This window comes from Proteus sp. G2609 (genome assembly GCF_963896135.1).
GTDB lineage: Bacteria > Pseudomonadota > Gammaproteobacteria > Enterobacterales > Enterobacteriaceae > Proteus > Proteus mirabilis.
The window spans coordinates 93,791-118,857 of sequence record NZ_CAWQNB010000009.1 but is presented as its reverse complement, the minus strand read 5'-3'; the positions used below and the strand labels follow the sequence as shown (position 1 = coordinate 118,857).

Below are 25,067 nucleotides of genomic sequence, written 5' to 3'. Positions count from 1 at the left end.
GTTTTTATTGAGAATTTATTGAATGAAAAAATTTACTCAGATTATTGATCAACAAAAAGCGCTTGAACTAACCTCTACAGAAAAGCCAAAGTTAACCCTTTGTCTTACCATGGATGAGCGCACCAAAAGTCGCTTAAAAGTGGCTTTAAGTGACGGGCAAGAAGCCGGGCTATTTTTGCCTCGAGGCACCGTACTTAAAGAGGGGGATATTCTGCTGTCAGAAGAGGGCGATGTTGTCACCATTGAAGCGGCTAAAGAGCAAGTATCAACGGTTTATAGTGACGATCCATTATTGCTTGCTCGTGTTTGTTATCACTTAGGTAACCGACATGTACCATTGCAAATAGAAGCGGGTTGGTGTCGTTATTTTCACGATCATGTATTAGATGATATGGCTCGCGGCTTAGGGGCTACGGTGGTGGTTGGCTTAGAAAAATACCAACCTGAGCCGGGGGCTTATGGTGGATCATCCGGTGGTCATCACCACCACCATGATCACCACCATTAATGGCACAGCGATCATCAAAGGAGGTGCATGATGCTAGCTGATCTGCGCTTATATCAATTAGTTAGCCCCTCTCTTCCGGTAGGTGCTTTTACTTATTCTCAAGGGTTAGAGTGGGCCATTGAAAAAGGTTGGGTATGCTCAGCAGAAACCTTGTCAGATTGGTTAAGCGCACAAATGACCGGAACATTAGCCACACTCGAGCTTCCTATATTGCGGCAATTACAAACGAGTTTGGCAAAGGGTGATAGCGATACAGTGAAATATTGGTGTGACTTTATGGTCGCAAGTCGCGAAACCAAAGAGTTAAGGCAGGAAGAGCGTCAACGGGGGATCGCTTTTGCCCGTTTACTTCCTCAATTAGGCATTGAATTAGACGATACGTTACAACAGCGGGTTAAACAGACGCAATTAATGGCGTTTGCGTTAGCTGCCGTGCATTGGCATATCGATAGTGAAAAGCTCTGTTGTGCCTATGTTTGGGGCTGGTTAGAAAATACGGTGATGTCTGGGGTAAAACTGGTGCCATTAGGGCAAAGCGCAGGGCAAAAAATGTTGTTTGCTCTAGCTGAGCAGATCCCCGCTATTGTTGAGTTATCGGCACATTGGCCACAAGAGGATATTGGCAGTTTTACGCCAGCTCAAGTGATCGCCAGTAGTCGCCATGAAACTCAATATACTCGACTTTTTCGTTCATGAGATAAAGAGATGCAAGAATATAATCAACCACTGCGTATTGGTGTTGGTGGCCCTGTTGGATCAGGAAAAACAGCACTATTAGAAGTTCTTTGTAAAGCTATGCGCGATAGTTACCAAATCGCCGTTGTTACCAATGATATATATACACAAGAAGATGCAAAAATTTTAACTCGTGCGCAGGCTCTTGATGCGGATCGGATCATTGGTGTTGAAACAGGAGGATGTCCTCATACGGCTATTCGTGAAGATGCTTCAATGAATTTGGCTGCCGTAGAAGAGTTGGCGATGCGCCATAAAAACTTAGATATTGTTTTTGTCGAAAGTGGTGGAGATAACTTAAGTGCGACCTTTAGCCCTGAATTGGCTGATCTTACTATTTATGTTATTGATGTTGCAGAAGGTGAGAAGATCCCTCGCAAGGGGGGGCCGGGGATCACACATTCTGATCTGCTGGTGATCAACAAGATCGATCTTGCGCCTTATGTGGGAGCGTCATTAGAAGTGATGGAAGCGGATACAGCAAAAATGCGTCCTGTGAAACCTTATGTTTTTACTAACTTAAAAGAGAAAGTAGGTTTAGAGACGATTATCGATTTTATTATTGATAAAGGTATGTTGAGACGTTAATCACTATGAGTACCAGTATCGGTTATCGCTGTTACAATGACCGATACTGGTAAAATAATACGCTATCACCACGTGATACCCATCAGCGATACATTTAGTTTAGATAGGTAAATGCCGTTGTTACTTTAACAACACCTTTGGTTTCACTGGCAATTTTAGCGGCTGCTGCCCCTTCTTGACGGGTTAATATCCCTAATAAAAATACTTCGCCATTTTCGGTGATCACTTTTACGGAAGATGATTTGACGGCATCGCTAGCTAAAATTTGTGAACGTACTTTAGTGGTTAACCATGTATCTGAAGAAGCAGTGCCTAATGTCACAGGCTCACCTTGGCGAACTTCATTATAAACATTGTTTACTCCTTCCACTTTGCTGGTAACTTGTTTGGCCGTCTCAGCAACCGACATATCTGGACTTTGCCCAGTTAACAATACATTACCTTGATAAGCGGTGGCGACAATGCGCGCATTACTGTTCTTGATCTGTTGGTTTTTATTTAGAGCACCAGAAACTCGGGCTTCCAATGTGCCATCATCAACTTGTTGTCCTAATGAACGAGGATCGGTTGCGGTTTTGCCAGCAACGGCAGCAGTACCCACAACAGCGGCACCAATACAGCCTTGTAGCAATAGCGCGGAACAAAGTACTGCGGTAATCGGAAGCAATTTCATAGTAACTCCTTAGTCATCCTGATGTGGGAATAATGTATTATCAATTAAGTCGCAGAGACAATTGACCGTTAACATCTGCACTTCCTGTATTCTGACTGTACGTTGAGAGGGGATCCTGATCTCCACATCTTGAGGGCCTAGTAATCCAGCAAGCTCACCGCCATCATAGCCAGTCAGTGCAACAATGGTCATATCTCGAGTAACAGCGGCTTCAACAGCTTTAATAATGCTTCTGCTATTACCATGAGTGGAAATAGCTAACAGTACATCACCTGCTTGCCCTAATGCCCGTACTTGTTTGGCATAAATTTCATCATGTTGCTGATTTCCCATAATGGCGGTCATCACAACACTGTCGGTATTTAAAGATAATGCCGGTAAACTTGGGCGCTCTGTTTCAAAACGATGGATCATACTAGCAGCAAAGCGTTGAGCCGTTGCTGCTGAGCTACCGTTGCCACAGCTTAATATTTTATGTCCGTTTAACAAAGATTGAACCATCATCATGGCAGCTCTGGAAATGGCATCGGGTAACGCTTCTGCTGCTGCAATTTGAGTTTGAATACTCTCTGTAAAGCAGACTTTTATTCTATCAAGCACGTTAAGACCTATATAATCTAATTTAACGAATAAATTCCGTATGATCGAGAATGTTTTTTAGCCATATTAACTGGCGTTGATCAAATGCACAAATATCAAAGCGACAGTTAACCGTCTCGATACTTTGTTGGCGTTGAGCTAACCAACAATTGGCGGCGTACCATAAACGGCGCCGTTTACTGTAGGTCACTGAGCTGATTGCATCACCAAATTGTGCACTACGCCGAAAGCGGACTTCAACAAATATCCATGTTCTATTACCCTGCATAATAAGATCAATTTCTCCACAGGGATATCGGACATTACGCTCAATTAACTTTAACCCTTGTTGGCGCAAGTAATTTAACGCTTTTCTCTCATAATATTGTCCGACTAGATAAGTACTTTTAGGAATAATCATCCATGATTTCCTGATGTTATCTCTTATAAATAAACCGCCTCAAGATAAAGTCAGCTCCTTATCCGGAGACTTCAAAGAGGCGGTTTATGGGGTAAATTGCTTACTTATTGTCCCACAGGTTCAATTTTACCTTGTTTAAATTGCATCCATGGGAGTTGTCGATAAATAGTGCAATTATCTTCCACACGTAAAGAGCCAGAAACACCATTGAACTGTAAGGTTCCTTTGGTGAGTTCATTGTAATTGTTTGCTAATGACCATGCATCAATACCCATAGCGTAAAGGCGCATTAATGAGTAATCGTTCGCAAATTTACTGGATGCTTTTTGCATTAACGGTAAATTTGCTCCCGTCATAAGAGGAATATCACTAAATTGGATACCGTCCATTTCCATACGAAAATCTGGCCCCATTCCCCCTTGATTACTGCGTGAGCTGACATAAATCGGTGGGCGTTTTTTGGTACTGATTGCCATATCAATCATTGGTTTAATCAATGTTAACTCATCGCTAGTGGCAATGATATACACAGAATCAATAGCACCGTTTGTTGTTGGCATTGAGGCGGTATCTAATGGCAGTGGTGCATTGTCTGTTGGCAATACCGGGGTTCCTGTCATTCGAATACCCACGCCGCGATTAATTGAACTTTTTAGACTATCAAGAGAGCCAAAAGTTTGTTGTAAGACGGTTCCACCCCCGCTACGCTGCCACTCATCCGCAAAAGTTTGTGCCATTCTTTGACCGAATTTATTGTCAGGAACGATAATGAGTGGGTTAGATTTTTGTTGCTGGCGTAAGTGTTGAGCCGCATTACGAGTTTCATCTTCTGGGGAAAGTGAAAAGAAACACACTGTAGTAGCAAGAGGAATATTATCAACTTCATTTAGTGCTAAAACAGGTAAACCACTTTTTAATTCAATAGTTTTGATCACTTCGGGTTTTAATAGTGGCCCCACAATTAAATCAGCACCCTCTTGTTGCACTTGTTTCAGTAACAGATCAATGGGTTGGCTATTGGTATCATACATAATCACTTGGCGATTATTTTGGACAATAGGATCTAATTGCACGCGGCTATTACCCGCAAAGGCTTCGGTTTCTTTTGCTGAAGTAGCATCACTATTTTCAGCGCCTTCCGCTGTATTATCATCCGTTGAATTATCGTTTTCCGTTGTTGCTGTGTCTGCATTCGAAGATGAAATACCTAATTCTGCTAAAATGGAAGCTAAACTATCTTGTTGGGGCGCTTCTGGCGCTGCGTTAGCTTGAACTTGAGGTAAACCTTCTTTAGCATCGGTAAAGCCTTGCATAATAGCATTACCAAACACTTTAGCTTGTCCTGTTAACGGTAATAATAATGCGATTTTTCCGCTGTTACTGACGGCAGATTGTGATTGGCGCAATAACAGCGTCGGTAATGTTAGCGCTCCTGGATTGCGTGGATAGCGTGTTTGCCATTCGCGTATTGCTTGGGATAATTTACCCGCATCATCTTGGTTATATTCATAAGTGTTGAGTAAATCTAACCAGCCTTGTAATGTATTTTCATCAGCTTTGATCACCACACTACGACGTTGTTCAGGTGTAAGCTTCGTGAGTGTTAACCAAGTATCATCAATATTTTGCTGATGTAATACAGGATCAGTGATAAGGGGTTCTAGGCCAATATAGGCACGGATCACATCTAAAGAGGCTTGTCCGTTCGCATCATCAATGACTTTCTGAAATTGTTTCATTTCCACTTGCGCTTTTTCAGCAGGTGTCAGTGGCTGTTGTTGTTGCCCCGTCAGGGTACAACCTGACATAATCAAGGCAGAAAGTATTGCAGTATAGGATAAACCTGTTTTAAAACGCACAAAAATTGAGGAAAGCATACTGTACCCAGTGATGTTTTATAATTATGCTCAATTTTAAATCGGTCATTCGGAATAAACAATGAATCAACCTAATCGAGCAGCGGTAACGACATCCACACTGTACATAGTACCCACACCCATTGGTAATCTGGGCGATATCACCCAGCGGGCACTTGATGTGCTGTCTCATGTCGATTTAATAGCTGCAGAAGATACCCGACATACAGGGCTTCTATTACAGCATTTTGCCATTAACGCACGTTTGTTTGCGTTACATGATCATAATGAACAGCAAAAAGCAGATCAATTAATTAGCAAATTACAACAAGGGCTAAGTATCGCATTAGTCTCTGATGCAGGTACACCATTAATTAATGATCCCGGCTATCATTTAGTCAATCAGTGTCGCAAAAACGGTATAAAAGTGGTGCCATTACCTGGGGCATGTGCGGCAATTACCGCGCTATCAGCCGCCGGATTACCTTCTGACCGTTTTTGTTATGAAGGTTTTTTACCAGCAAAAACAAAAAGTCGTCAAGATTGTTTGCGTGATTTAGCACAAGAGCCACGTACTTTAATCTTTTATGAGTCCACCCACCGTTTATTAGATAGTTTAGCGGATATGGTGACGGTTTGGGGGGAAGAGCGCTATGTTGTATTGGCAAGAGAATTAACCAAAACGTGGGAAACCATTCAAGGAATGCCTGTTGGGGAATTACTTAACTGGGTTCGTGAAGATGAAAATCGCCGTAAAGGGGAAATGGTATTAATTGTTGAAGGGTATCAAAAGCCACAAGAAGACCATTTTGCCCCAGAAGTATTACGCACATTGGCGATTTTACAAAAAGAGTTACCTTTGAAAAAGGCGGCAGCAGTTACCGCTGAGATTTATGGCGTGAAGAAAAATGCGTTGTACAAACACGTCATTGCGCAAAATGAAGCGGAACAAGATCAGTAAAACGATTTTTTGTTTCTTTCGCTATACATTAACGCGGAAAATCCTTATAATCCGCCCCCTGAGTTGACTAGACAACCGCTGCTTTATCGTTGTCCCTTCGGGGAGACGGATAGAGGGGAGGAAAGTCCGGGCTCCACAGGGCAGGGTGCCAGATAACGTCTGGGAGGCGCGAGCCTACGACAAGTGCAGCAGAGAGTAAACCGCCGATGGCCTGTTTACAGGATCAGGTAAGGGTGAAAGGGTGCGGTAAGAGCGCACCGCGCAACTGGTAACAGTTTGTGGCATGGTAAACTCCACCCGGAGCAAGACCAAATAGGGGTTCTTATGGTGCGGCCCGCATTGAACCCGGGTAGGTTGCTGGAGCCAGCGCGCAAGTTCTGGCCTAGATGAATGGTTGTCCACGACAGAACCCGGCTTAACGGTCAACTCACCTTATATAAAACCCTCGATTCACTCTGTGGCTCGTGGCTCGAGGGTTTTCTGCTTTATTGCTATTGCTAGTGTGATGATAAATGATTGCTCGCTGATATCGCTAGCTGATTAAGAAACGATATCAATAAAAAGACCACGAAAAGCCTTTTGACATCTTAGCGCTAGCATATTGCTATCTTGAATAAAAGCACCATCACCACAACGGATTTCCCCAAGCTCTTGCTCTGAGGTTTGGAAATGGATACCGCCTTTGATAGATTGCAAATAGCCTTTCTGACCCTGGATCGGCAAGGTTATTTCATCCCCTTGTGCTAAGTTAATATGATAGAGCCAGATATTTTGCCTTAGCATCAAACTGCCATTATCCCCTGAAGGGGAAGCCAATAATTGATATTTTAAATCTTCATTTAAAGCTAATTTTTGTGAAGCGATGCTCTCTTGTTGTGGACACGCGTTTAGCCATAATTGAATACGAGTTAATGGGGTATCTGGACTACTATTTCTTTCAATGTAAGTTTCTGTATTATGAGGCGAAATTAATAAACACTCGTTTTGTTTGGCGGTAAGTGTTCGCCCCATATTATCAAGATAAGTCGCTTCACCTCTTAAGATCAGGTTGACGACATCCACATGAGGATAGGTTTTTGCTTTAAACTCAGAATTTGGTGCGAGCACTTCTTGGTTCAGTACTCTTAATGTGCCATAGTCTAAAAAATGAGGATCGAAATAGTGGCCAAAGGAGAATGTGTAGCGAGCTTGTAGCCAGCCATAGTCCGCTTTGCCACACTGTTGTGCTGTTCTGTATTTTATCATCGCGGTACTTTTCGAGTCGATTAATCAATATATTCATCTTAGAGATATGGACTGTAGATTGTTAGCAAGTTAATCTGGTGCCAATAATCAAATTATTTGATAGAGATAAGTATAATGAGTAAAGATAAAGCCATTACATTGGAATCTCTACGAGTGATGGATGCCATTGATCGTAGAGGAAGTTTTGCTGCCGCCGCTGATGAGCTAAATCGCGTCCCATCAGCACTCAGTTATACCATGCAGAAATTAGAAGAAGATTTGGATGTTGTGCTATTTGACCGTTCAGGACATCGAACTAAATTTACTAATGTGGGAAGAATGTTACTTGAAAGAGGGCGTATTCTTCTTGAAGCTGCAGATAAATTAACTTCTGATGCTGAAGCGCTAGCTCGTGGTTGGGAGCCACATATTACGATTGTGTGTGAAGCATTAACACCCGCATCTCGCTTATTCCCGTTAGTTGAAAAATTAGCTGAAAAATCAAATACACAACTCTCTTTAGTCACCGAAGTGCTTGCTGGAGCATGGGAAAGCTTGGAAAGTGGTAAATGTGATATTGTTATTTCACCGGATATGCATTTTCGTTCTTCATCAGAAATCAATTTCCGCCCTTTATATAATACCACCAGTGTCTATGTTGCCAGCCCTGATCACCCTATCCATAATGAACCTGAACCACTTGCAGAAGAAACTCGCTTAAAATATCGCGGTATTGCTATCGCCGATACCGCAAGAGAACGACCTGTTTTAACTGTACTGTTATTAGATAAACAGCGTCGTTTAACGGTGAGTTCGATTGAAGATAAACGTCGAGCATTAATTGCCGGTTTAGGGGTTGCTACTATGCCTATTGATTTAATTGAAGATGATTTAAAAGAGGGGCGTTTACGTGTGGTTGGCCCTGAATATCATCATGAAAATAATATTATTATGGCGTGGCGCAGAGACAGCATGGGAGAAGCTAAATCCTGGTGTTTACGCGAAATTCCTAAACTTTTTGCCGCAGATAAAAAATAGTTTGTTCGCTAGAGTTTGAGAATACAATTAAAAAAGATCCCCTAGAGGATCTTTTTATTATTAAATCTATTATTACCAATTTTTCTTAAGTAGGCGATCTAAGCTCCATTTACCCGGACCTGTGATAACCAGTAATAAATAGCCACCCGCAATAGTCATATTTTTCATAAACATTAACTGATTTGCACCTTCTGCAAAGTTAGTGTGGAACAGTAGTGCGGTTAACAGCGTAAATACACTGGTAAAGATAGCCGTTGTGCGAGTTAAGAAACCGAATAATATGGCTAATCCACCCCCTAACTCTAATAAAATGGTTAAAGGTAATAAGGCTCCCGGAACACCCATTGATTGCATATATTGTTGAGTACCTTCATAGGCTTCAATTTTTCCATACCCTGCGCTGATAAATAAAATTGGCATGAGAATACGTGCGATTAATAAGGCAATGTTTTCAAAATTCTTCATGATGTTTATTCCTGATAAAATTTTATATTATTTAATATATCTGTATTTTATTTGTTTAATTGCCAGTTTTTAGTGTAAATAACCACTGTTTGGCTTGAGATATACAATAAAGAAAAAATAATATGGAGGATATTAAGAAGAATTAACATTCTTACACAAAAAAATTGATGTTTAGTCAGCGGTTTTTTTGACAGACTTCTGTAATGTGCGTATTAAACCAACAGCGCCTATCGCCCGTCGTCCCCAACGAACCAGTTTTTTAGGGTGCTTAATGCTATAAAGAGATACCACGCTTGCCCCTATTAACAAGATAGGTTTTAACGAGGTTAAGATATTCCATGCTTTATCATAAGGCGCGGTGACCTCTAACCATGTTTGCCCCTCTTGCGCTAATTGAGTGCGCTGTTGTTGAATTTCATCCAACAACAGCTTTTTGCGTCTTGCTAATGCTAGGGTGCGTCTATTTTGTTTGCTCATCGCGATATTGCTCCAAAAGACGCTTATCTAATTCTAGTTGTTGGCGAGTATCACCTAACAGCGTTGAATTGCGGGCTTTTCTCAATGTCATGATAGCACCTATTAAGGCACCAACTAGCAAAATAGCCGTTGTAATCGCTAAAGCATGAATACGATATTCAGGTGGGATCACCCAAAAGAGGAGAATAAGTAGACTCATTAAGCCAAAGGCGGTGAGTAATAAGGTGATCCCCGCCATTAAAATAAGCTGAATAAGTGTAATTTTTTCTTCTTCTAGTTCGATGGCGATTAATTTTAGGCGGGTTTCAACCATGCCAACGATAACAGCGCCAATACGACTAAGAGAATTCAGAACCCCGGATGCGGGGCCCTGTGGTCTTTGAGTATCACTCATTATGGATTAACGTTTCGAAAGTAGAACACCGAGTACGACACCTACTGCCGCGCCAATACCAACACCTGTCCATGGGTTTTCACGCACATAGTTGTCCGCTTTACCCGCCATTTCTTTAGTGTTATCGACGATTTCTCTACCTGCATCACTGAGTTTTGCACGAGAGCCACGTAGCGCATATTCAGCTTTTTCTCGTAAACTTTGTAATTCCTCTTTTGATTTATCTGCCGAGGAGTTCAGAACTTCTTCTAGAGTATCAGCCAGAGATTTTAATTCACTACGCAGATCTTCATTTGAACGTTGGTGTGACATGAGTAACTCCTTTAATCAAGATATGAGGTTATACCTATAACAATAGACTAGATTTACCATATAATAAAATTAAATAATGACTTTATTCCCTAAAAAAGAGAAAAGTCTTATTCTTGCCAAGGGTGATATTAAAAAAATAATCAGTAATAGCTTGAAATAAAAAACAAAAGCCTGTTTTAATCATAAAACAGGCTTTAAGATGCTAAATATTAACGCTATAAAAAATAATAGAAATAGCGATAGATTACGGTTGATTACTCTGTTTACTTTTCTTCTTAATGACGACCCATACACTCCCGATTAGGCCAATCACTAATAAACAAACAGGCAGTAGCATCAGAAAATTCATTAAATGATGCTCATATTGGCGGAATAACGGACTATTTCCTAATAAATAGCCTAATGTGGTTAAAATACCAACCCATAACAGACCACTTAGCCAATTAAAAACTTGAAAACGACCGTTTTGTAAGCCAGCAAGGCCGGCAATAGTCGGCAATAATGTTCTAACAAAAGCGAGAAAACGACCAATAAGTAACGCCGCCAAGCCATGTCGATGGAAAAGTCCATGGGCTCGTTGGTGGTAGTGTTCTGGTAAATGTGATAACCAACTTCGTACAAGTCGGGTGTTACCAAGCCACTTCCCTTGCAGATAACCCAGCCAACAACCTAAGCTAGCACCTGCCGTTAGAATAAGTAAGGTTAATGGAAAATCCATGGTTCCTTTAGCAATTAACACACCCACTAAAATTAATAAGCTGTCTCCTGGTAAGAAAGCTGCGGGTAGTACTCCGTTTTCTAGGAATAGTATGCTGAATAATAAAATGTAAATAATCCAAAGCAGTGAGGGATTCGCTAAGGTTTCGTAATCTTGATGCCAAAGCGCCAAGAACAGCTCTCTTACGATTTCCATATAAAAGGCTTCCTAAAACTGAGTCATTCGGGGGTAAATACAAAAACATTCTCTCTTGTTATCTATTTACCCGTAATACATATCATAGGGTTTATTTTTCATTGTTTAAAACAGCAACACTCTAACAAAATCAATAAAAACTAGACAGAAAATTTTTTCACTTAAATACCCTACAAGCGCTTCATTGAGCAAGAATATTTGAAAAAAGACATTCACTTTTGTTTTCCAGTTTAGGATACGTTGTTTTAAAGAAAAAACCTTAAGAAAACGTAATAATAGAATTACTATGATGATGTTTTACTGAGATAAAAAAGCATTATTTTTCCTTGCTGATTGAAGCTAATGTCATGGTTATTTATTCATCAAAAAAAGTGTTTTAAAGTTGCCAATTGGCTAGTTAAACTGATTGAAATGTTATTAAAAAGTTAAAATTAAACTCATCAAGTGATTAAGAAAAATCAAGGTAAATAGTATAAGAGTTAGTTTTTTATTTAACGATTAAATCTAACCTTATGATAATAATAATTTCTTTCATTTGTGGACTGTACGTTAAAAAGAACAAAATCCTATTATGATCACAATTGTGTTATTTTATTGTTAACAAAAATAGCTAATGATGTATATTTTGCAAAATAAGCTTTTCAGCAAGATTCATTTCCTTATACTGGCAAAAGCAAGCACACAATTGCTTTTTTAAATATTATTTTAAGTAATGGAATAACTATGGATAAACAACAATCCAGAGTACTTAACCTGCTTTTTCAGGGAAGTCTCGTTAAACAAATACTTGCTGGTTTAATTGCGGGTATTTTACTGGCTTGGTTAGCACCAGAAGTGGCTAAAATGATGAGCTTATTAGGTAACTTATTTATTAGTGCCTTAAAAGCCGTTGCGCCTGTTTTAGTCTGGGTATTGGTTATGGCTTCGATTGCCAACCACCGTCAAGGACAAAAAACCAGTATACGTCCCATATTAGTGCTTTATCTGCTCGCGACTTTCTTTGCTGCACTAACAGCAGTAGTGGCAAGCTTTGTGTTTCCCTCAGTATTAACGCTAGTTGTCAATAATTCACAACTATCGCCACCTGAAAATATTGCTGAAGTCTTAAAAGGTGTATTAATTAATGTGGTGGCTAACCCTGTAGATGCACTGATTAACGGCAATTATATGGGGATTTTAGCTTGGGCTATTGGCTTAGGTTTAGCGTTACGCCATGCAAGTGATACGACTAAAGCATTAACACAAGATTTTGCAGATGCGGTAACTAACCTTGTGCGTGTGGTGATCCGTTTAGCGCCAATCGGGATTTTTGGCTTGGTATCATCAACCATTGCTACGACTGGCTTTAAAGCTTTAGCTGGCTACTTGCATGTCTTACTTGTTTTAATTGGTTGTATGCTGTTTGTTGCGCTCGTTGTCAACCCATTGATTGTATTTTGGAAAATTCGCCGTAATCCTTATCCATTAGTATGGGCTTGCTTACGTGAAAGTGGTGTTACTGCCTTCTTTACGCGTAGTTCAGCGGCTAATATTCCGGTGAATATGGCAATGTGTCGTCGTATGAATTTAAATGAAGATACCTATTCTGTCTCGATCCCATTAGGTGCGACCATTAATATGGGGGGAGCGGCAATCACTATTACTATTTTAACACTTGCTGCGGTAAATACCTTGGGTATGCCTGTGGATATTCCAACAGCCTTATTGCTAAGCCTTGTTGCTGCTATTTGTGCTTGTGGTGCATCAGGGGTTGCTGGTGGCTCGCTACTGTTAATTCCGCTTGCTTGTAGCATGTTCGGTATTAGTAATGATTTGGCGATGCAAGTAGTTGCGGTAGGTGTGATGATTGGTGTCTTACAAGATTCAGCAGAGACTGCATTAAACTCATCAACTGATGTGCTATTTACCGCAACGGTCTGCATAGCCGAAGATGAGCGTTTAGTTGCCAATCCATTAACTGAAAAAAATAATGGCTAAAGAGTATAAGTAGTAAATAGATATAAAGAGTAGTAAGACAGGAAGGGTAGTAAGTAACAACAAAAATTAATAATAAAAACAGAACCCCATATAGGAAACTATATGGGGTTTCTGGTTATTGATATGATAAATCGAATGTTAAATAGTAAGTGCTAATTCTGTTCCCTGCTTAATGGCTCGTTTGGCATCTAATGCTTTAGCCTCTTTTGCCCCGCCAATAAGATGGACGGTTTTATTTTCTTGTTGTAACGCTTGCAGTAGCGGACGATAAGGTTGTTGTCCGGTACATAAAATCACGCTATCAGCTGCGAGCAGTTGCTGTTGTTCATTATGTTCAATTATTACTCCTTGTTCGGTAATTTTTTGATAATGGCAGCCCGTTAGCCATTTGACCCCTTTTTTCTGCAATGTTAAGCGATGTATCCAGCCTGTTGTTTTGCCTAAACTTAAGCCAAATTTCCCACTTTTACGTTGCGTCATAACAATCTGTTTGTCTTTTTTAATAAAAGGATCGGCTGAGGTGATCCCTCCGCGATGCGTAAGTGTTGGGTCAATTCCCCACTCTTTATTAAATGCACAAGGGCTTAAACTACTGCATTGGCCTGTTTGGGTAAGATAAAGGCCAGTGTCAAAACCAATACCACCACTGCCAATAATCACCACTTTTTCGCCGGTTGGCTGATGATATTTAAGGACATCAAGATAGGTTTTTACTATCGGATTATCATGGCCATCAATCTCTGGAATATGAGGGATAACACCACTGGCTAAAATAATTTCATCAAAATGTTTCAGATGGGAAAGTGTCGCTTCCGTATTATTTTTTACGATCACCCCCGTGATTTGCAATTGCCGCTTAAAGTAGCGCAATGTCTCTTTAAATTCTTCTTTACCCGGAATTTGACTGGCAATATTGAGTTGTCCACCAATACGGTCTTCTTTTTCAAATAAAGTAATATGATGACCACGTTTAGCTGCTGTAATGGCAAATGCTAATCCTGCGGGGCCTGCGCCAACGACAGCAATTTTTTTAGGGGCTTGAGTCGGGGTTAAAATAAGCTCTGTTTCTCGACAGGCAAAAGGGTTTACAAGACAAGATGCTGGGTGACCACTGAATATCTCATCTAAGCAGGCTTGGTTGCAGGCAATACAGGTGTTTATCTCATCCTCGCGACCAAGTTGCGCTTTCAATACGAATTGCGGATCGGCAAGAAAAGGACGCGCCATAGACACCATATCTGCACAGCCTTCCGCTAAAATAGCTTCAGCCACTTGAGGTGTATTGATACGATTAGAAGTGATAAGAGGAATGTTGATTTTTCCCATCAATTGGCGAGTGACATAAGCAAATTGTCCTCTTGGTACCATAGTGGCAATAGTGGGGATACGGGCTTCATGCCAACCAATACCACTGTTGATTAGGGTTGCTCCGGCCTTTTCTACTGCTTGAGCAAGATAAAATACCTCTGAGGCATTAGCTCCCTCGGTAATTAAATCTAACATTGATAAACGATAGATAATGATAAAGTGTTCACCCACAGCTTCTCTTATGCCAGCTAAAATACGTAATGCAAAACGACAACGATTTTCAATAGAGCCACCCCATTGATCATCGCGTTGATTCGTATGACTTACTAAAAACTGGTTAATTAAATAGCCTTCAGACCCCATGATCTCAACACCATCATAGCCTGCTTTCTGAGCCAACTTAGCGCAATGAATATAATCTTCAATAGTCTGTTCTATCTGCTCATGACTCATTGCTTGGGGCATAAAAGGGGTGATAGGCGATTGGATCGCTGAAGGGGCGACTAAATTAGGCTGATAACTATAACGACCAGTATGTAAAATCTGTAAAGCGATTTTCCCATCCTGTTTATGTACCGCATCAGTGACTAATTGATGAGAAGCGAGTTGATCTTCTGACATTAGCGTTGCTGCATGTGGCAACAATACACCTTGCTTATTAGGGGAGATCCCACCGGTGACAATAAGTGCCACCCCTGCTGCAGCTCTTTGAGCATAAAATTCAGCAAGCTTAGGTGCATCATGTGGATCTTCTTCTAGTCCGGTATGCATCGAGCCCATCAAAATACGATTTTTAAGCGTAGTAAACCCTAAATCAAGGGGAGTAAATAAATAAGAATAGTGTGCCATCAGATACCTTTTTTATACTGGTCAGATGAGATATCTATAGCATAACGAGAAGTTGCTGATTAAGAGTTGATTATGTTAATAAGTTGTGATCTTAATCATGGAAAAGGTGAATAGCTCCTAATTAAACGATAATAATCTAAATGCCTCGTCAACCATAACAAATAATGATAATAAAAATTGCACTCATTCATATTTTTTAATCATATAATAATAAATACCCATTAATACGTATTAAAAATGCCCATCACATTGTTGATTTTGGAGACGTTATGATTAATAAATTTAATCAGCTTACAAACCACCCCGATTTAGGTAAGTTTGTTTTACGTGTTTCGCTAGGTGTCTTAATGTTATTACACGGATTACACAAAATGGAGCCAGGAGGACTTGCCGGTATACAGGGAATGTTGGCAAATATTAACTTACCTGCATTTATTGCTTATGGCACATTACTGGGTGAAGTTCTATGTCCTATCTTACTGATTATCGGTTTATTTACTCGATTTTCAGCATTTGTTGTGGCGGCAACCATGGGGGTTGCGGTGCTGATGGTACATTCCGGTGATCTTTTAGCCTTAGATCCCAAAACGGGGGGATGGGCACCTGAAAGTGCTGGCTTCTATATGTTTGCTGCGATTGCGGTGATGTTTTTGGGTAGTGGTCGTTGGGCGCTCAAAAAAGATTAATAAATTTAATAGACAATAATATTGAATGAAACATTGCTAAGTTATTCAGGTTAGATGAATAAACGCCCAGAATAAAGATATGCTGGGCGTTTATTATTAAAGTGATAAATAGAAATTTATTGCTTTGTTGGTGGTGTTAGTTTGAAGATTTTTTCATTTTCACCCAACCACTGACGAGCAACTTGATTAACATCACTGACACTTATTCCGTTGACAATCGCAGTCTCAGTTAATAGTCGTTGATATTGTTGGTCATCTGTTGCCACTTGAGCAAGTGCATCAGTCCAATAGCTAGCACTCTCTTTGGCTTGCCCATATTCAGTTAACCAAATATTTTTTGCCTCTTGTAATTCTTTATCGGTAATACCCGCTTGTTTTACGTCATTGACCACTTTACGCGCAAGTGCAATTAATTCATCTGCCCGCTGTGGTGATGCGGTAAAGTTTAAACGTCCGGTATAAAAACTACTTGGCAGCTTGGTTAGTGACTCAGAAAAGCCTAGCGAGTAGATCCCGCCGGCTCGTTCACGAAGATTAAGTCTTAAACGTTGGCTGACAACGGTATCAAGCAAGTTAAGTGCTAACAGTTGCTGTTGTGACCATTGGGCTTTGGCTGCGTATTGAATACTGATCATACTCTTATCGCTACTGGCAATAGGGTAGGTTTTATTAAATGAGCTTAATTTGGGATTAATCGCCGGATCAGCCCAAAATAGACGTTGCGATGAACGTGTCGGTAGCGTTGCAATCCAACGTTCGATCATCGGTTTGGCCTGATTTAGGTTAATAGGCCCACTAATCACCAATACCATATCGGCAGGCTGTCCTAGAAGTGATTGATTCGTTTGTTGTAATTGTTGTGCGGTAAACTGTTGCCAAGGGCCTTGTGGCGAAATTACTAAACGCTCACCGTTTTGATAGCTCTCTTTATTAATATGATCTAAGAAAATACGTTCAACCGGTGTTTTGGCGATCCCTAATGCTGTTGCTTGTTTTTGTTGCTCTAATTTTTGCCCATTAAATTGTGGTGCCGTCACTTTTAAATGCAATAAGGTCAACAAGGTGTCTAACTCATCAATAGGCGCTTCGCCACGCAAGCCGTGGAATAACAACTCACTGTATGGACGCAAACTGATTTGATGCTGTTTACTAAATAACGCTAACTCTCTTGCGTTGTAATGCCCATATCCACTCACTTCTGGTAAGTTTAATGCCCACTGTACCAAGCCTAAACTTTGTCCTGTTTCCAGAGAAACACCTCCGGGAATACGCAGTGATACTTGGATATTGTCTTTTAGCCACTGGTCATTTTTAATAATAACTTTTACGTTATTGCTCAGTGTCCATTGCTGTGTTTTTTCAATCGGAAGTGTTTGTGTGGTGACAACAGTACCGGTTTGCTCAGGTTTAATATCTAATACCACCGCATGGGTTTTCAATGTAAACGCACCGGGATCAGATTGTCTAATCTCTTGCCAGCGTTGCGAGGCTTTAGTGGCACTAAATACCTGACTATCACTATCTGGGCCGATAATTGCCACTCGTGGTGAAGCTTGTGTTAGATATTGGGCAAAATAGTGTTTTAAGGTATCAGGTGTAACGTTATTTATTAGTTGATAACTTAAGTTTAACGCCTGCTTTTTGCTTTGGATTGGCATTTCTAATTCAAGTGCCGTAGTAATTTGGTTAGCTAAATAACCATGCTCATAGCGCTCTTCACCAGCAGCTTGTTGGCTAAGACGTTTTAACAGCGCATTGCGGGCATTATCTAACTCTTGCTGAGATACTGGCTGTGAGGCTAAACGCTGTACCTCAGTAAATAGAATATCTAATGTACCTTGATAATCATCCCCTTTAGGATGGGCAATCATCAATTGTTGTGAGCGACGGGCATCTAACATCGCACCTAGTGTATTGGCACTGACGGAAGGCACTAACCCATTATCAACAATGGTTGAAAAGCGCTGGTTTAAGATGGAGAGCCACAACGAGTCCATTAAATCATCATATTGACCTTGGCGACTATTTAATGGTGCAGGCAGTGTACGCTGTAGAGTGAATTGCACAATGCGTGAGCCTTGCTCTTTATCAAAAATCGTCTTTACTAATAAATCTTTATTATCGATAAAGCTGTGCCATGATGGAGAGTCAACGCCTTTGTTTTCACTATTTTTTGCATTGAACATCTGGGTAATATCAGCAATCGCATCACCTTGATTAAAATTACCCACTAACACCAATGCCATTCTTTCAGGCTGATACCAAGTATCGTAATAACGTTTTGCTTCTTTGACATCACCATGCTTAACGATATCTAAGTCCCCTATGGGATCACGATCTAGATAACGACTGCCATAATAACGTAACTCTTCAAGTTGGCGATTAATACGAAAACCAATACCTTGGCGTAATCGCCACTCCTCGACGATCACCGGACGCTCTTTATCAAACTCAACGGGATCAAATGTCATGCCAAAGGCCCAATCGGACAAGATCCTCAACCCTGTTTTTATTTGGGTCGGATTGGCATTAGGCAGGGATAATTTATAGGTTGTTGAGTTTAAGCTAGTTGCCGCATTAACATGACTCCCCAACTTCATTCCTAGGCTTTCAAGTTGTTTAAACCCAGTTGTTCCCGGAAAATGAGTCGTGCCTTTAAAAGCCATATGCTCGGTAAAGTGGGCAAAGCCAAGTTGTTTTTCATCTTCTTGTACCGAGCCACTTTTCACCAGTAAACGCATTTCAACCCCCGTTTGTGGGCGTTGTAGCAAATAGACATTTAAGCCATTATCAAGCGTAAAATGGCGAATATCGGGGCGCAGTGAAAGGGCATTATTGGTATGCTCAGACGAGGTGCCTGTTGCACAACCCAGAAGTGATAAACTGACTGAGATAATCAGTAACTTACGATACATATTCAGTAACTCCAGCTGATTGAGAGGAGGACGCAGTCGGCGCTTGTAATGAAATTACTTGCTCGGCAATAGCGTGAGTGAAACGCTGATGACTGACTAAGACAATGCCCGAGGTTGGTAGATGCTGTTTAAGTAATAACAACATATGTAGGGCATTTTGTTCATCAAGAGCGGATGTGGTTTCATCTAATAAAATAAGATCGGGTTTATTGAGTAATAAACGGGCAAAGATAAGACGTTGTTGTTCACCACCGGATAAGCGTGTTGTCCAATCTGTTTCCAGTGAGAGCTGATTTTTTATTTTATCTAGCCCCACCCAATGAAGCACTTCTTGGTACTCTTGTTGTGAGAACTGAGATGCTTGGCAAGGATAAGCTAATAAGCTATCTAAGCGGGCAACAGGCAGATACATACGTTGTGGGAGCCAACTGATATTGGTTACCCGTTGAATATCTCCTTTAAAATAAGGCCAGTGGCCGCTTAACGCACGTAACAGCGTTGATTTCCCGATACCTGAGCTACCTTCAATTACCGCCAATTCACCCGCTTTGAGAGAAAAGTGAATATTGTTAATTAATAATCTATCGTCTTGCATAAACAACGATAAATTGGCTGTCAGCTTAGTTTGTTTATCATCTAATTCGGTGATCTCAGGTTGGTGATCATGCTCTAACAACACCACAAAATGATAAAGACGGGTAACCGTTGCCTGCCATGCAGCAATCTCTTTATAGGAGAAGATAAACCAGCTTAATGCCCCAGCAACACTGGAGAAGGCTTGTCGTAACTGCATTAATCCCCCTAGCATTAATTCGCCGGCAAGGAATTTTGGCAAAGCAAAAATAATCGGCGCCATTGCCGTGGCTTGCTGATAACCCACAGTAAAGAAAGCAAGGTTTCTTTCATAACGGATAAGGTTATTCCAGTTGCGGATCACCCCTAAAAAGCGTCCCATCAGTTCATGACGATCGCTCATTTCACCCCGTTGACCGGCAATAGCATCACCATGTTGTTTACGTGTGATAAGCGCAGTACGGTAATCCGCCTCTTTACGCTGTTTATCCATATTGATTTTACGTAATGGAGAACCAATGAGCTGGGTGATGGTGATCCCGATAAGGGTATAAATAATACAGGCCCAGAACATATAACCCGGTATATTCCACTCTTTGCCTGCTAAAGAGAAAGAGAGCGCACCAGAGAGTGACCATAAAATAGTGGCAAAAGAGATAAGCGTTAACAGTGAATGTAAAAAGGTCACTGTTAAGCGCATTGTCGATTCAATCAGTAAACGAATATCTTCAGCAATTCGTTGGTCGGGGTTGTCTGGCTCTTGCGAGGTTAACCGCAACATATAGTGTTTACTATTTTTTGATAGCCAGCGCTCAAGCACTTGCTCTGTCATACCTTCACGCCAGCGAATGATCATTTTTTGGCGTAAGAAATCACCCATCACGACTACGGTAATTAATCCGGCAATAATAATCACAAACTGTTGAAGCAGTTTATATAAGGCTTGCCCATCGAGTTGTTGTAGGGCGTTATAGAAGCTGCCATTCCATTCATTCATTTTGACGTTAAACCAAACGGATGAGAGGGTTAACGTTAAAGAGAGAATTAATAGGAACCAGCAGTAAAGGGCGGCACGCCGCCCCCAAAAAGGTGAAACCAAATAGAAAAATTGTTTTATTGTTTTCATTGCTTATTTGTCATGTTTTTATTGTTTATTGACTCGGTTGCTCACATTAACTTCATCAATTTTTAATAGTCATAGCTGACTTGTAACCAGAACTGTCGACCTGGCTCGTAAGATTTGTACTCTTTATCTTGATAGGTAATGTAATCATTGACATTTTTGGTATTGAGTACGTTATTCACTTCAACGGAAATGCCTACACCGTAAGCAAATTCAGGCTGCCAACTGAGCTTGGTATCCCAAGTAAAACGACTACTGTAATGACGTTTTTTATATTCAAATAGCGGGCCGTACTCACTTGGTTTTGGCGCACCATTATTGGCTTTCTCTGCTTGTGAACGAGCTCCATTCCATTGCAAACGGTTAAACCAAGTCACCCCTACATCATCCCAAACACTGGTTAGCTCAGCGGTCACTTTTAACGGCGAGTTAAAGTTGTCAGAAGGTAAGTCTTTGGCATTGATAATTTTTCCGCCATACCACACCTTGTCATAGTTCATCCCTTGAACGCTGGGATCAAAATTGGCATAACCTGAGTCTTTTGGTGTATTGGTTTTGCTTTTTTGCCAGCTAATCGAAGCATTAAAGACGTGGTCGGCTTTAGCAAGCTCCCATGGTTGGCTATTTCTCACGGAGAGCGTTAAGGTATCGTGTGTACTACGACCATTATTATTGAAGTGGCGAATAGCACGTTTCTCATCAATGGTTGAGTCTGGATATTTAGTATCACTACGCACCTCATCACGACCATTGCGATGCACATACTGTAAACGCCAAGTGGTTGAGGCTATCTCTTGTTGTAGACCTAAAGTGAATTCATCGTTATAGGGGGTTTTTAGTGAATCAACACCATCAAAGTCGGTACGATTAGTCCACTTCTCCTCCGATGTTTGACAGTCAAAATAGCAGTGTTGTAAACCGGCATTTTGCGCACCATAAAGGGCGTAAGTGAGCATTGAACGTCCATAGTAACGGTTTACCCCACCAATAATTAAAGTATTACCTGTGCCCCAAATATCGTAAGTAGCACTTAAACGAGGTGAGAGGTTGTTTTTTTGTACAAAATCATCACGATCTAAACGTACACCGGGACGTAAGGTGAGGCGTTTATATTGAATATTATCGTCAATAAAAAATGAATAATTGGTATAAGACGCATTATGGGTACCCGCTAGAAAACGCGTCGTTTGTGATAAGCTTCCCATCCATTCATCATTGACCGTCATGCCACGATAGGTATAGTTGTAATAGGTTTTATCACGAATATAAGCGCCTTTGGTGCGGCTAATTTCAAATCCGATGGTGGGGCGATGAGTGACGGTACCCCACACGATGGGATCAAAACGCATAATACTCTTGGCGCTATAGGTTTCTTGTTTACTACGCAGATCACCTTGGCCACCACTGGAGACTTGATCAGGGTGTTGCCAATCAGTGTAATCTTCTACTTTGATAAAGTAGTCTTGATCATTGGTGCGTTTATCTTCCAGATTTTGATAACCTGCGGTTAACTCTAAGGTTCCTAGCGCAAGTTGATGCTTATAAAGGGCGGTAAAACTGAGTCCATTATGCTCATTATCATAACCGGAGTTATACACAGAGCTGGAGAACAGATAGCTCTTATAGCGGGCAATATTACTTGATAGATCAAAAGATTGTTTATCAGAGATATTCCAAGAATATTTGATAAAGTAGTTATCTGAAGTACGCGTTTGATCACGATAATGTGGGCTTTGTAATACATGCTCTAATTCGCCTTCAGGGGTGTGAACAATTCCCCCTTCAGCACTTATCATCATCGGAATGGTTGATTCCCGACGAGAAGCTGAGAAAATTAATCCTGTATTTTCCGTTAAACCTGTTTCAAACCAACCGCCATAGTTTTGTTTATCATATTTTTTCTGGAAACGGGCTGGATTACTAAAATCATTATTTGCAGTATCAAATTTTAATTTGGGATCGGTGAAAATATTATTCCAGCTTGAACGGGTAGTACGGTAATAGGCATTGGCATGGGTTTCACCAGACCAACGACGACTTTGTACTTCAACTGTGCCTCCAGTAAATCCGCCAAATTCAACGGGAATATTGTTATCGTAAACGGTGACACTATCAATAAGTCGACTATCAAGATACATCCCTTGCTCATCACTGGTAATACGGGTATTGGTTTCACCATTGCCCGAATTTGCCGGATCAAAGTCATTATTAAAACTGACGCCATCAAGTTTATAGGCATTTTGATAGCTACTGGAGCCATGAATAGAAATACGTGAGGGCTTAATTTCACCTTGGTTCATCGAGTTGCTATCGTTATTTGCAAATTGAACCGCAGGGTTACTTTTAAGTAAGTCGGTGACATTGCCATCGCCAGTATTACGTTGCTTTATCTCTTCAGAGGTGATGTATTGTGGTGCTGAAACAACATCTGTAGCAGGATGATAACTGCTTCCCACCCCTGTGACTTTAACTTCAGGGATCACAATCGTACTGCTTGTTGCTAATGGACGAATAACAAAGCCATTTCCCTGTGAAATAATTTCCATACCACTACCGATTAACACCTTTTGTAATGCGGTATGGGTTTCATATTGACCAGAGAGTGCAGGAGCCCGTAAGTTTTTTATTGCGTTGGCATCAAACAGAATTTGTACCTGACCTTGTTTAGCGATAGTGTTTAAAGAATCAGCTAAAGATTGCTCTGGTAAAGAGACTGATAGGGTTGCCGCATAACTATAAGGGGCTGCCACGGTAGCCGTTATTAATAATGTGAGTAGCGACCTTTTTAGAGGCCTTTTTTTATTATTTATTCTCATTTCACCAATCCCATTCATAGACTTAATAATTTTTGTTACTAAGTAAGAGGGTGAAATGAGAATTATCCTCACCTGTAAAAAAGAATATTTTTCATGTTTATTTTTACTTATTGATAATTAACACATTATTTTTATCAGTAAAAATAACATTAACCGGTAAAAGTAGCGGAAGTGCAGTAATAAAGCTTTTCGCGTCATTAATATTTGCCACACCTGATACCTTTATTTTGGCTACATCGGCTGATGAGATATGAACGTTGATATCCAGATAAGGTTTTAATTTAGTGATCACGTCACCAAGTGGTTGTTCAAAGAAATGGAGTTGCCCAAAACGCCAGCTTCCTACAGAATCAGCATTGACTGAGGAAATGACAAATTGATTATCGGTTGATTGGCTAATTGCTTGAGAGCCAGCATATAGGTAAGTCGCAGGGGATTTTTCTGTGGCTTTAACTTCAACAATGCCCTCATGTACGGCGACACTAATTTGATTATTTTGATAACGACTCACTTCAAATTCAGTACCGACAACTTTAATTAATCGCTCATCAGCATGGACATAAAATGGCCGATAAGGATTGGGTTTTACTTTAAAATAAGCCTCACCTTTATCTAACCAAAGGCGTCTTTGGGTTTGGACATACGAGACGCGTACCTGTGTATTTCTATTTAAAAAAACTTTAGAGCCATCTGCGAGGGTCATCTCTTTAGGAAAATTGCTGGTGGCTAAGGTCATATTATCCATTAACAGGGCAGGTAAATGACTATAAGGAAGATATAACACAGCAACTAAACAGAGTGCGGCTGTAGTGTGAATAAAGGGGCGCCAGAGTGAAGATTTCCTTTTTTCTATAGGCACAATAGTAGGGCGTGGTAAGGCTTCACAACTATGCCAAATTTCCGCGATAGCTTGATAAGCTTGTTGATTATCTTTATCTGCTACCCACTGTTTAAAGGCTTGTCGTTGCTGTGAACTCATTTGCTGACTATGTTGACGGGTGAACCAAAGCGCAGCTTGTTCATCAATAGATTGCTGGCTTAATTGATCATGGGTATCTGCCAAAAGCGTTGCAGGCGCCTCATCTGTGTGAGGTTGATTTCCCGACTTACTCGTCATTGGTGCATTTCTCCTGTCCTGCATCGACATATCTTTTACAATGTAATAGTGCTGCGGCAATATGTTTCTCTACCATGCTTATCGAAATTTCCATTTGTTCTGCAATTTCGCTTTGTGATAATCCATCAAAGCGATAAAGAATAAAAGCTTCTCGACGGCGGGGAGGAAGAGTATCAATAGCTTGTGTCAGTAAATCTAAACGCTGTTGATGCTCAAGGACGTGCCCGGGATCAAGCTCTGTCGTATAGGTCTGTACCGCATCTTCTAATTGATAATCTTCTTGATAGATATTTTTTTGTTTTTGGTTTTTCCTCCAATGATCGATCAAAACGTGGTTCGCTATTTTAAATAAAAAAGCACGCTGCTCTTGGACAGGAGTTTGTTCTTTTCGATTTAGCCATAGTGTAAACACATCTTGAGACAAATCATCCGCATCATGGTGATTACCCGTGCGTTTTTGGAAAAAACGTACAAGCTGACCATAGGTTGATTGGTAGGCACAACTGATTTTTTGTGCTAATGATTTATCGCTAGTCATAGTCTCTGGTGTCTAAAAAAG

The 25,067-nt window shown here is 40.7% G+C and carries 23 protein-coding genes and 1 other RNA gene; 8 read left to right on the top strand and 16 right to left on the bottom strand.

What is annotated here, in order from left to right:
* Positions 1–22 precede the first annotated feature (22 nt).
* The 3 genes from ureE to ureG are packed head-to-tail and all read left to right on the top strand — an operon-like array spanning position 23 to position 1,831.
* A complete protein-coding gene (ureE, locus tag AACV01_RS03775) occupies positions 23–508 on the top strand; it encodes an urease accessory protein UreE (protein ID WP_004245261.1) in 486 nt (161 codons plus the stop codon).
* A 27-nt stretch (positions 509–535) separates the two neighbouring features.
* Positions 536–1,204, top strand: coding sequence for an urease accessory protein UreF (locus AACV01_RS03770; protein ID WP_012368848.1), 669 nt, complete (start codon positions 536–538; stop codon positions 1,202–1,204).
* A 9-nt stretch (positions 1,205–1,213) separates the two neighbouring features.
* Positions 1,214–1,831 carry an urease accessory protein UreG gene (ureG, locus tag AACV01_RS03765; protein WP_004245259.1) on the top strand — a complete coding sequence of 206 codons (618 nt, stop codon included), beginning with the start codon at positions 1,214–1,216 and terminating at the stop codon, positions 1,829–1,831.
* A gap of 94 nt (positions 1,832–1,925) precedes the next feature.
* On the opposite strand, the gene dolP is transcribed toward ureG, so the two are convergent.
* The 4 genes from dolP to AACV01_RS03745 all read right to left on the bottom strand — a co-directional run bounded on the left by dolP (position 1,926) and on the right by AACV01_RS03745 (position 5,381).
* A complete protein-coding gene (gene dolP, locus AACV01_RS03760; protein ID WP_004248935.1) occupies positions 1,926–2,504 on the bottom strand; it encodes a division/outer membrane stress-associated lipid-binding lipoprotein in 579 nt (192 codons plus the stop codon).
* 9 nt (positions 2,505–2,513) lie between these two features.
* Positions 2,514–3,104, bottom strand: coding sequence for a DnaA initiator-associating protein DiaA (diaA, locus tag AACV01_RS03755; protein WP_004245257.1), 591 nt, complete (start codon positions 3,102–3,104; stop codon positions 2,514–2,516).
* A 22-nt stretch (positions 3,105–3,126) separates the two neighbouring features.
* Positions 3,127–3,504, bottom strand: coding sequence for a YraN family protein (locus tag AACV01_RS03750; protein WP_004245256.1), 378 nt, complete (start codon positions 3,502–3,504; stop codon positions 3,127–3,129).
* 104 nt (positions 3,505–3,608) lie between these two features.
* A complete protein-coding gene (locus tag AACV01_RS03745; RefSeq protein WP_049196385.1) occupies positions 3,609–5,381 on the bottom strand; it encodes a penicillin-binding protein activator in 1,773 nt (590 codons plus the stop codon).
* A gap of 61 nt (positions 5,382–5,442) precedes the next feature.
* On the opposite strand from AACV01_RS03745, the gene rsmI reads away from it, so the two are divergent.
* Together rsmI and rnpB are read left to right on the top strand one after the other, a co-directional pair.
* Complete coding sequence (gene rsmI, locus AACV01_RS03740; protein WP_004248938.1) at positions 5,443–6,321, top strand: 16S rRNA (cytidine(1402)-2'-O)-methyltransferase; 879 nt, start codon at positions 5,443–5,445, stop codon at positions 6,319–6,321.
* Positions 6,322–6,380: 59 nt separating this feature from the next.
* An RNA gene (rnpB, locus tag AACV01_RS03735) (RNase P RNA component class A) lies at positions 6,381–6,755 on the top strand.
* 106 nt (positions 6,756–6,861) lie between these two features.
* Here rnpB and AACV01_RS03730 read toward each other — a convergent pair.
* Positions 6,862–7,566 carry a pirin family protein gene (locus AACV01_RS03730; RefSeq protein ID WP_020945163.1) on the bottom strand — a complete coding sequence of 235 codons (705 nt, stop codon included), beginning with the start codon at positions 7,564–7,566 and terminating at the stop codon, positions 6,862–6,864.
* A 114-nt stretch (positions 7,567–7,680) separates the two neighbouring features.
* Here AACV01_RS03730 and AACV01_RS03725 point away from each other — a divergent pair, with 114 nt between their 5' ends.
* Positions 7,681–8,583 carry a LysR family transcriptional regulator gene (locus AACV01_RS03725; RefSeq protein ID WP_004245250.1) on the top strand — a complete coding sequence of 301 codons (903 nt, stop codon included), beginning with the start codon at positions 7,681–7,683 and terminating at the stop codon, positions 8,581–8,583.
* Positions 8,584–8,655: 72 nt separating this feature from the next.
* On the opposite strand, the gene AACV01_RS03720 is transcribed toward AACV01_RS03725, so the two are convergent.
* The 5 genes from AACV01_RS03720 to AACV01_RS03700 all read right to left on the bottom strand — a co-directional run bounded on the left by AACV01_RS03720 (position 8,656) and on the right by AACV01_RS03700 (position 11,144).
* The gene (locus AACV01_RS03720; RefSeq protein ID WP_012368850.1) at positions 8,656–9,048 is read right to left on the bottom strand and encodes a DoxX family protein; all 393 of its coding nucleotides are present in this window, start codon (positions 9,046–9,048) and stop codon (positions 8,656–8,658) included.
* Between the two features lie 171 nt (positions 9,049–9,219).
* Complete coding sequence (locus AACV01_RS03715; protein ID WP_004245248.1) at positions 9,220–9,525, bottom strand: YqjK-like family protein; 306 nt, start codon at positions 9,523–9,525, stop codon at positions 9,220–9,222.
* Positions 9,509–9,919, bottom strand: coding sequence for a phage holin family protein (locus AACV01_RS03710; protein WP_004248939.1), 411 nt, complete (start codon positions 9,917–9,919; stop codon positions 9,509–9,511). The genes AACV01_RS03715 and AACV01_RS03710 overlap by 17 nt, the downstream gene beginning before the upstream one ends.
* 6 nt (positions 9,920–9,925) lie before the next feature.
* A complete protein-coding gene (locus AACV01_RS03705; RefSeq protein ID WP_004245246.1) occupies positions 9,926–10,231 on the bottom strand; it encodes a DUF883 family protein in 306 nt (101 codons plus the stop codon).
* A 244-nt stretch (positions 10,232–10,475) separates the two neighbouring features.
* The gene (locus AACV01_RS03700) at positions 10,476–11,144 is read right to left on the bottom strand and encodes a DedA family protein (RefSeq protein ID WP_004245245.1); all 669 of its coding nucleotides are present in this window, start codon (positions 11,142–11,144) and stop codon (positions 10,476–10,478) included.
* 723 nt (positions 11,145–11,867) lie between these two features.
* Between AACV01_RS03700 and sstT the strand changes: the two genes are divergently transcribed.
* Positions 11,868–13,121, top strand: a complete 1,254-nt coding sequence (sstT, locus tag AACV01_RS03695; RefSeq protein ID WP_004245243.1) for a serine/threonine transporter SstT — start codon at positions 11,868–11,870, stop codon at positions 13,119–13,121.
* Positions 13,122–13,259: 138 nt separating this feature from the next.
* Here the strand turns inward: sstT and AACV01_RS03690 are convergent, their stop codons facing one another.
* Complete coding sequence (locus AACV01_RS03690) at positions 13,260–15,278, bottom strand: oxidoreductase (protein ID WP_161682454.1); 2,019 nt, start codon at positions 15,276–15,278, stop codon at positions 13,260–13,262.
* Between the two features lie 269 nt (positions 15,279–15,547).
* Between AACV01_RS03690 and AACV01_RS03685 the strand changes: the two genes are divergently transcribed.
* Positions 15,548–15,964 carry a DoxX family protein gene (locus AACV01_RS03685; RefSeq protein ID WP_004245241.1) on the top strand — a complete coding sequence of 139 codons (417 nt, stop codon included), beginning with the start codon at positions 15,548–15,550 and terminating at the stop codon, positions 15,962–15,964.
* A gap of 116 nt (positions 15,965–16,080) precedes the next feature.
* Here AACV01_RS03685 and AACV01_RS03680 read toward each other — a convergent pair whose 3' ends face one another.
* The 5 genes from AACV01_RS03680 to AACV01_RS03660 form a co-directional block, all read right to left on the bottom strand.
* Entirely contained in the window at positions 16,081–18,879 is a 2,799-nt protein-coding gene (locus tag AACV01_RS03680) for a M16 family metallopeptidase (protein WP_161682452.1), read from the bottom strand.
* Positions 18,869–20,578 (bottom strand): ABC transporter ATP-binding protein/permease, encoded by a 1,710-nt coding sequence (locus AACV01_RS03675; protein WP_020945167.1) that lies wholly within the window; start codon positions 20,576–20,578, stop codon positions 18,869–18,871. The genes AACV01_RS03680 and AACV01_RS03675 overlap by 11 nt, the downstream gene beginning before the upstream one ends.
* 62 nt (positions 20,579–20,640) lie before the next feature.
* Positions 20,641–23,391, bottom strand: coding sequence for a TonB-dependent receptor (locus AACV01_RS03670; RefSeq protein WP_161682450.1), 2,751 nt, complete (start codon positions 23,389–23,391; stop codon positions 20,641–20,643).
* Between the two features lie 103 nt (positions 23,392–23,494).
* The gene (locus AACV01_RS03665; RefSeq protein ID WP_012368855.1) at positions 23,495–24,508 is read right to left on the bottom strand and encodes a FecR family protein; all 1,014 of its coding nucleotides are present in this window, start codon (positions 24,506–24,508) and stop codon (positions 23,495–23,497) included.
* Positions 24,498–25,046: an RNA polymerase sigma factor gene (locus AACV01_RS03660; RefSeq protein ID WP_004248947.1), complete on the bottom strand. Its 549-nt coding sequence runs from the start codon at positions 25,044–25,046 to the stop codon at positions 24,498–24,500. Before AACV01_RS03660 ends, AACV01_RS03665 begins: the two co-directional genes overlap by 11 nt.
* Between the last annotated feature and the right edge of the window lie 21 nt (positions 25,047–25,067).

Coding starts and splice junctions, on each gene's coding strand:
- ureE (WP_004245261.1), top strand. CDS start 23: ATGAAAAAATTTACTCAGATTATTGATCAACAAAAAGCGCTTGAACTA.
- AACV01_RS03770 (WP_012368848.1), top strand. CDS start 536: ATGATGCTAGCTGATCTGCGCTTATATCAATTAGTTAGCCCCTCTCTT.
- ureG (WP_004245259.1), top strand. CDS start 1,214: ATGCAAGAATATAATCAACCACTGCGTATTGGTGTTGGTGGCCCTGTT.
- dolP (WP_004248935.1), bottom strand. CDS start 2,504: ATGAAATTGCTTCCGATTACCGCAGTACTTTGTTCCGCGCTATTGCTA.
- AACV01_RS03750 (WP_004245256.1), bottom strand. CDS start 3,504: ATGATTATTCCTAAAAGTACTTATCTAGTCGGACAATATTATGAGAGA.
- AACV01_RS03745 (WP_049196385.1), bottom strand. CDS start 5,381: ATGCTTTCCTCAATTTTTGTGCGTTTTAAAACAGGTTTATCCTATACT.
- rsmI (WP_004248938.1), top strand. CDS start 5,443: ATGAATCAACCTAATCGAGCAGCGGTAACGACATCCACACTGTACATA.
- AACV01_RS03730 (WP_020945163.1), bottom strand. CDS start 7,566: ATGATAAAATACAGAACAGCACAACAGTGTGGCAAAGCGGACTATGGC.
- AACV01_RS03725 (WP_004245250.1), top strand. CDS start 7,681: ATGAGTAAAGATAAAGCCATTACATTGGAATCTCTACGAGTGATGGAT.
- AACV01_RS03720 (WP_012368850.1), bottom strand. CDS start 9,048: ATGAAGAATTTTGAAAACATTGCCTTATTAATCGCACGTATTCTCATG.
- AACV01_RS03715 (WP_004245248.1), bottom strand. CDS start 9,525: ATGAGCAAACAAAATAGACGCACCCTAGCATTAGCAAGACGCAAAAAG.
- AACV01_RS03710 (WP_004248939.1), bottom strand. CDS start 9,919: ATGAGTGATACTCAAAGACCACAGGGCCCCGCATCCGGGGTTCTGAAT.
- AACV01_RS03705 (WP_004245246.1), bottom strand. CDS start 10,231: ATGTCACACCAACGTTCAAATGAAGATCTGCGTAGTGAATTAAAATCT.
- AACV01_RS03700 (WP_004245245.1), bottom strand. CDS start 11,144: ATGGAAATCGTAAGAGAGCTGTTCTTGGCGCTTTGGCATCAAGATTAC.
- sstT (WP_004245243.1), top strand. CDS start 11,868: ATGGATAAACAACAATCCAGAGTACTTAACCTGCTTTTTCAGGGAAGT.
- AACV01_RS03690 (WP_161682454.1), bottom strand. CDS start 15,278: ATGGCACACTATTCTTATTTATTTACTCCCCTTGATTTAGGGTTTACT.
- AACV01_RS03685 (WP_004245241.1), top strand. CDS start 15,548: ATGATTAATAAATTTAATCAGCTTACAAACCACCCCGATTTAGGTAAG.
- AACV01_RS03680 (WP_161682452.1), bottom strand. CDS start 18,879: ATGTATCGTAAGTTACTGATTATCTCAGTCAGTTTATCACTTCTGGGT.
- AACV01_RS03675 (WP_020945167.1), bottom strand. CDS start 20,578: ATGAAAACAATAAAACAATTTTTCTATTTGGTTTCACCTTTTTGGGGG.
- AACV01_RS03670 (WP_161682450.1), bottom strand. CDS start 23,391: ATGAGAATAAATAATAAAAAAAGGCCTCTAAAAAGGTCGCTACTCACA.
- AACV01_RS03665 (WP_012368855.1), bottom strand. CDS start 24,508: ATGACGAGTAAGTCGGGAAATCAACCTCACACAGATGAGGCGCCTGCA.
- AACV01_RS03660 (WP_004248947.1), bottom strand. CDS start 25,046: ATGACTAGCGATAAATCATTAGCACAAAAAATCAGTTGTGCCTACCAA.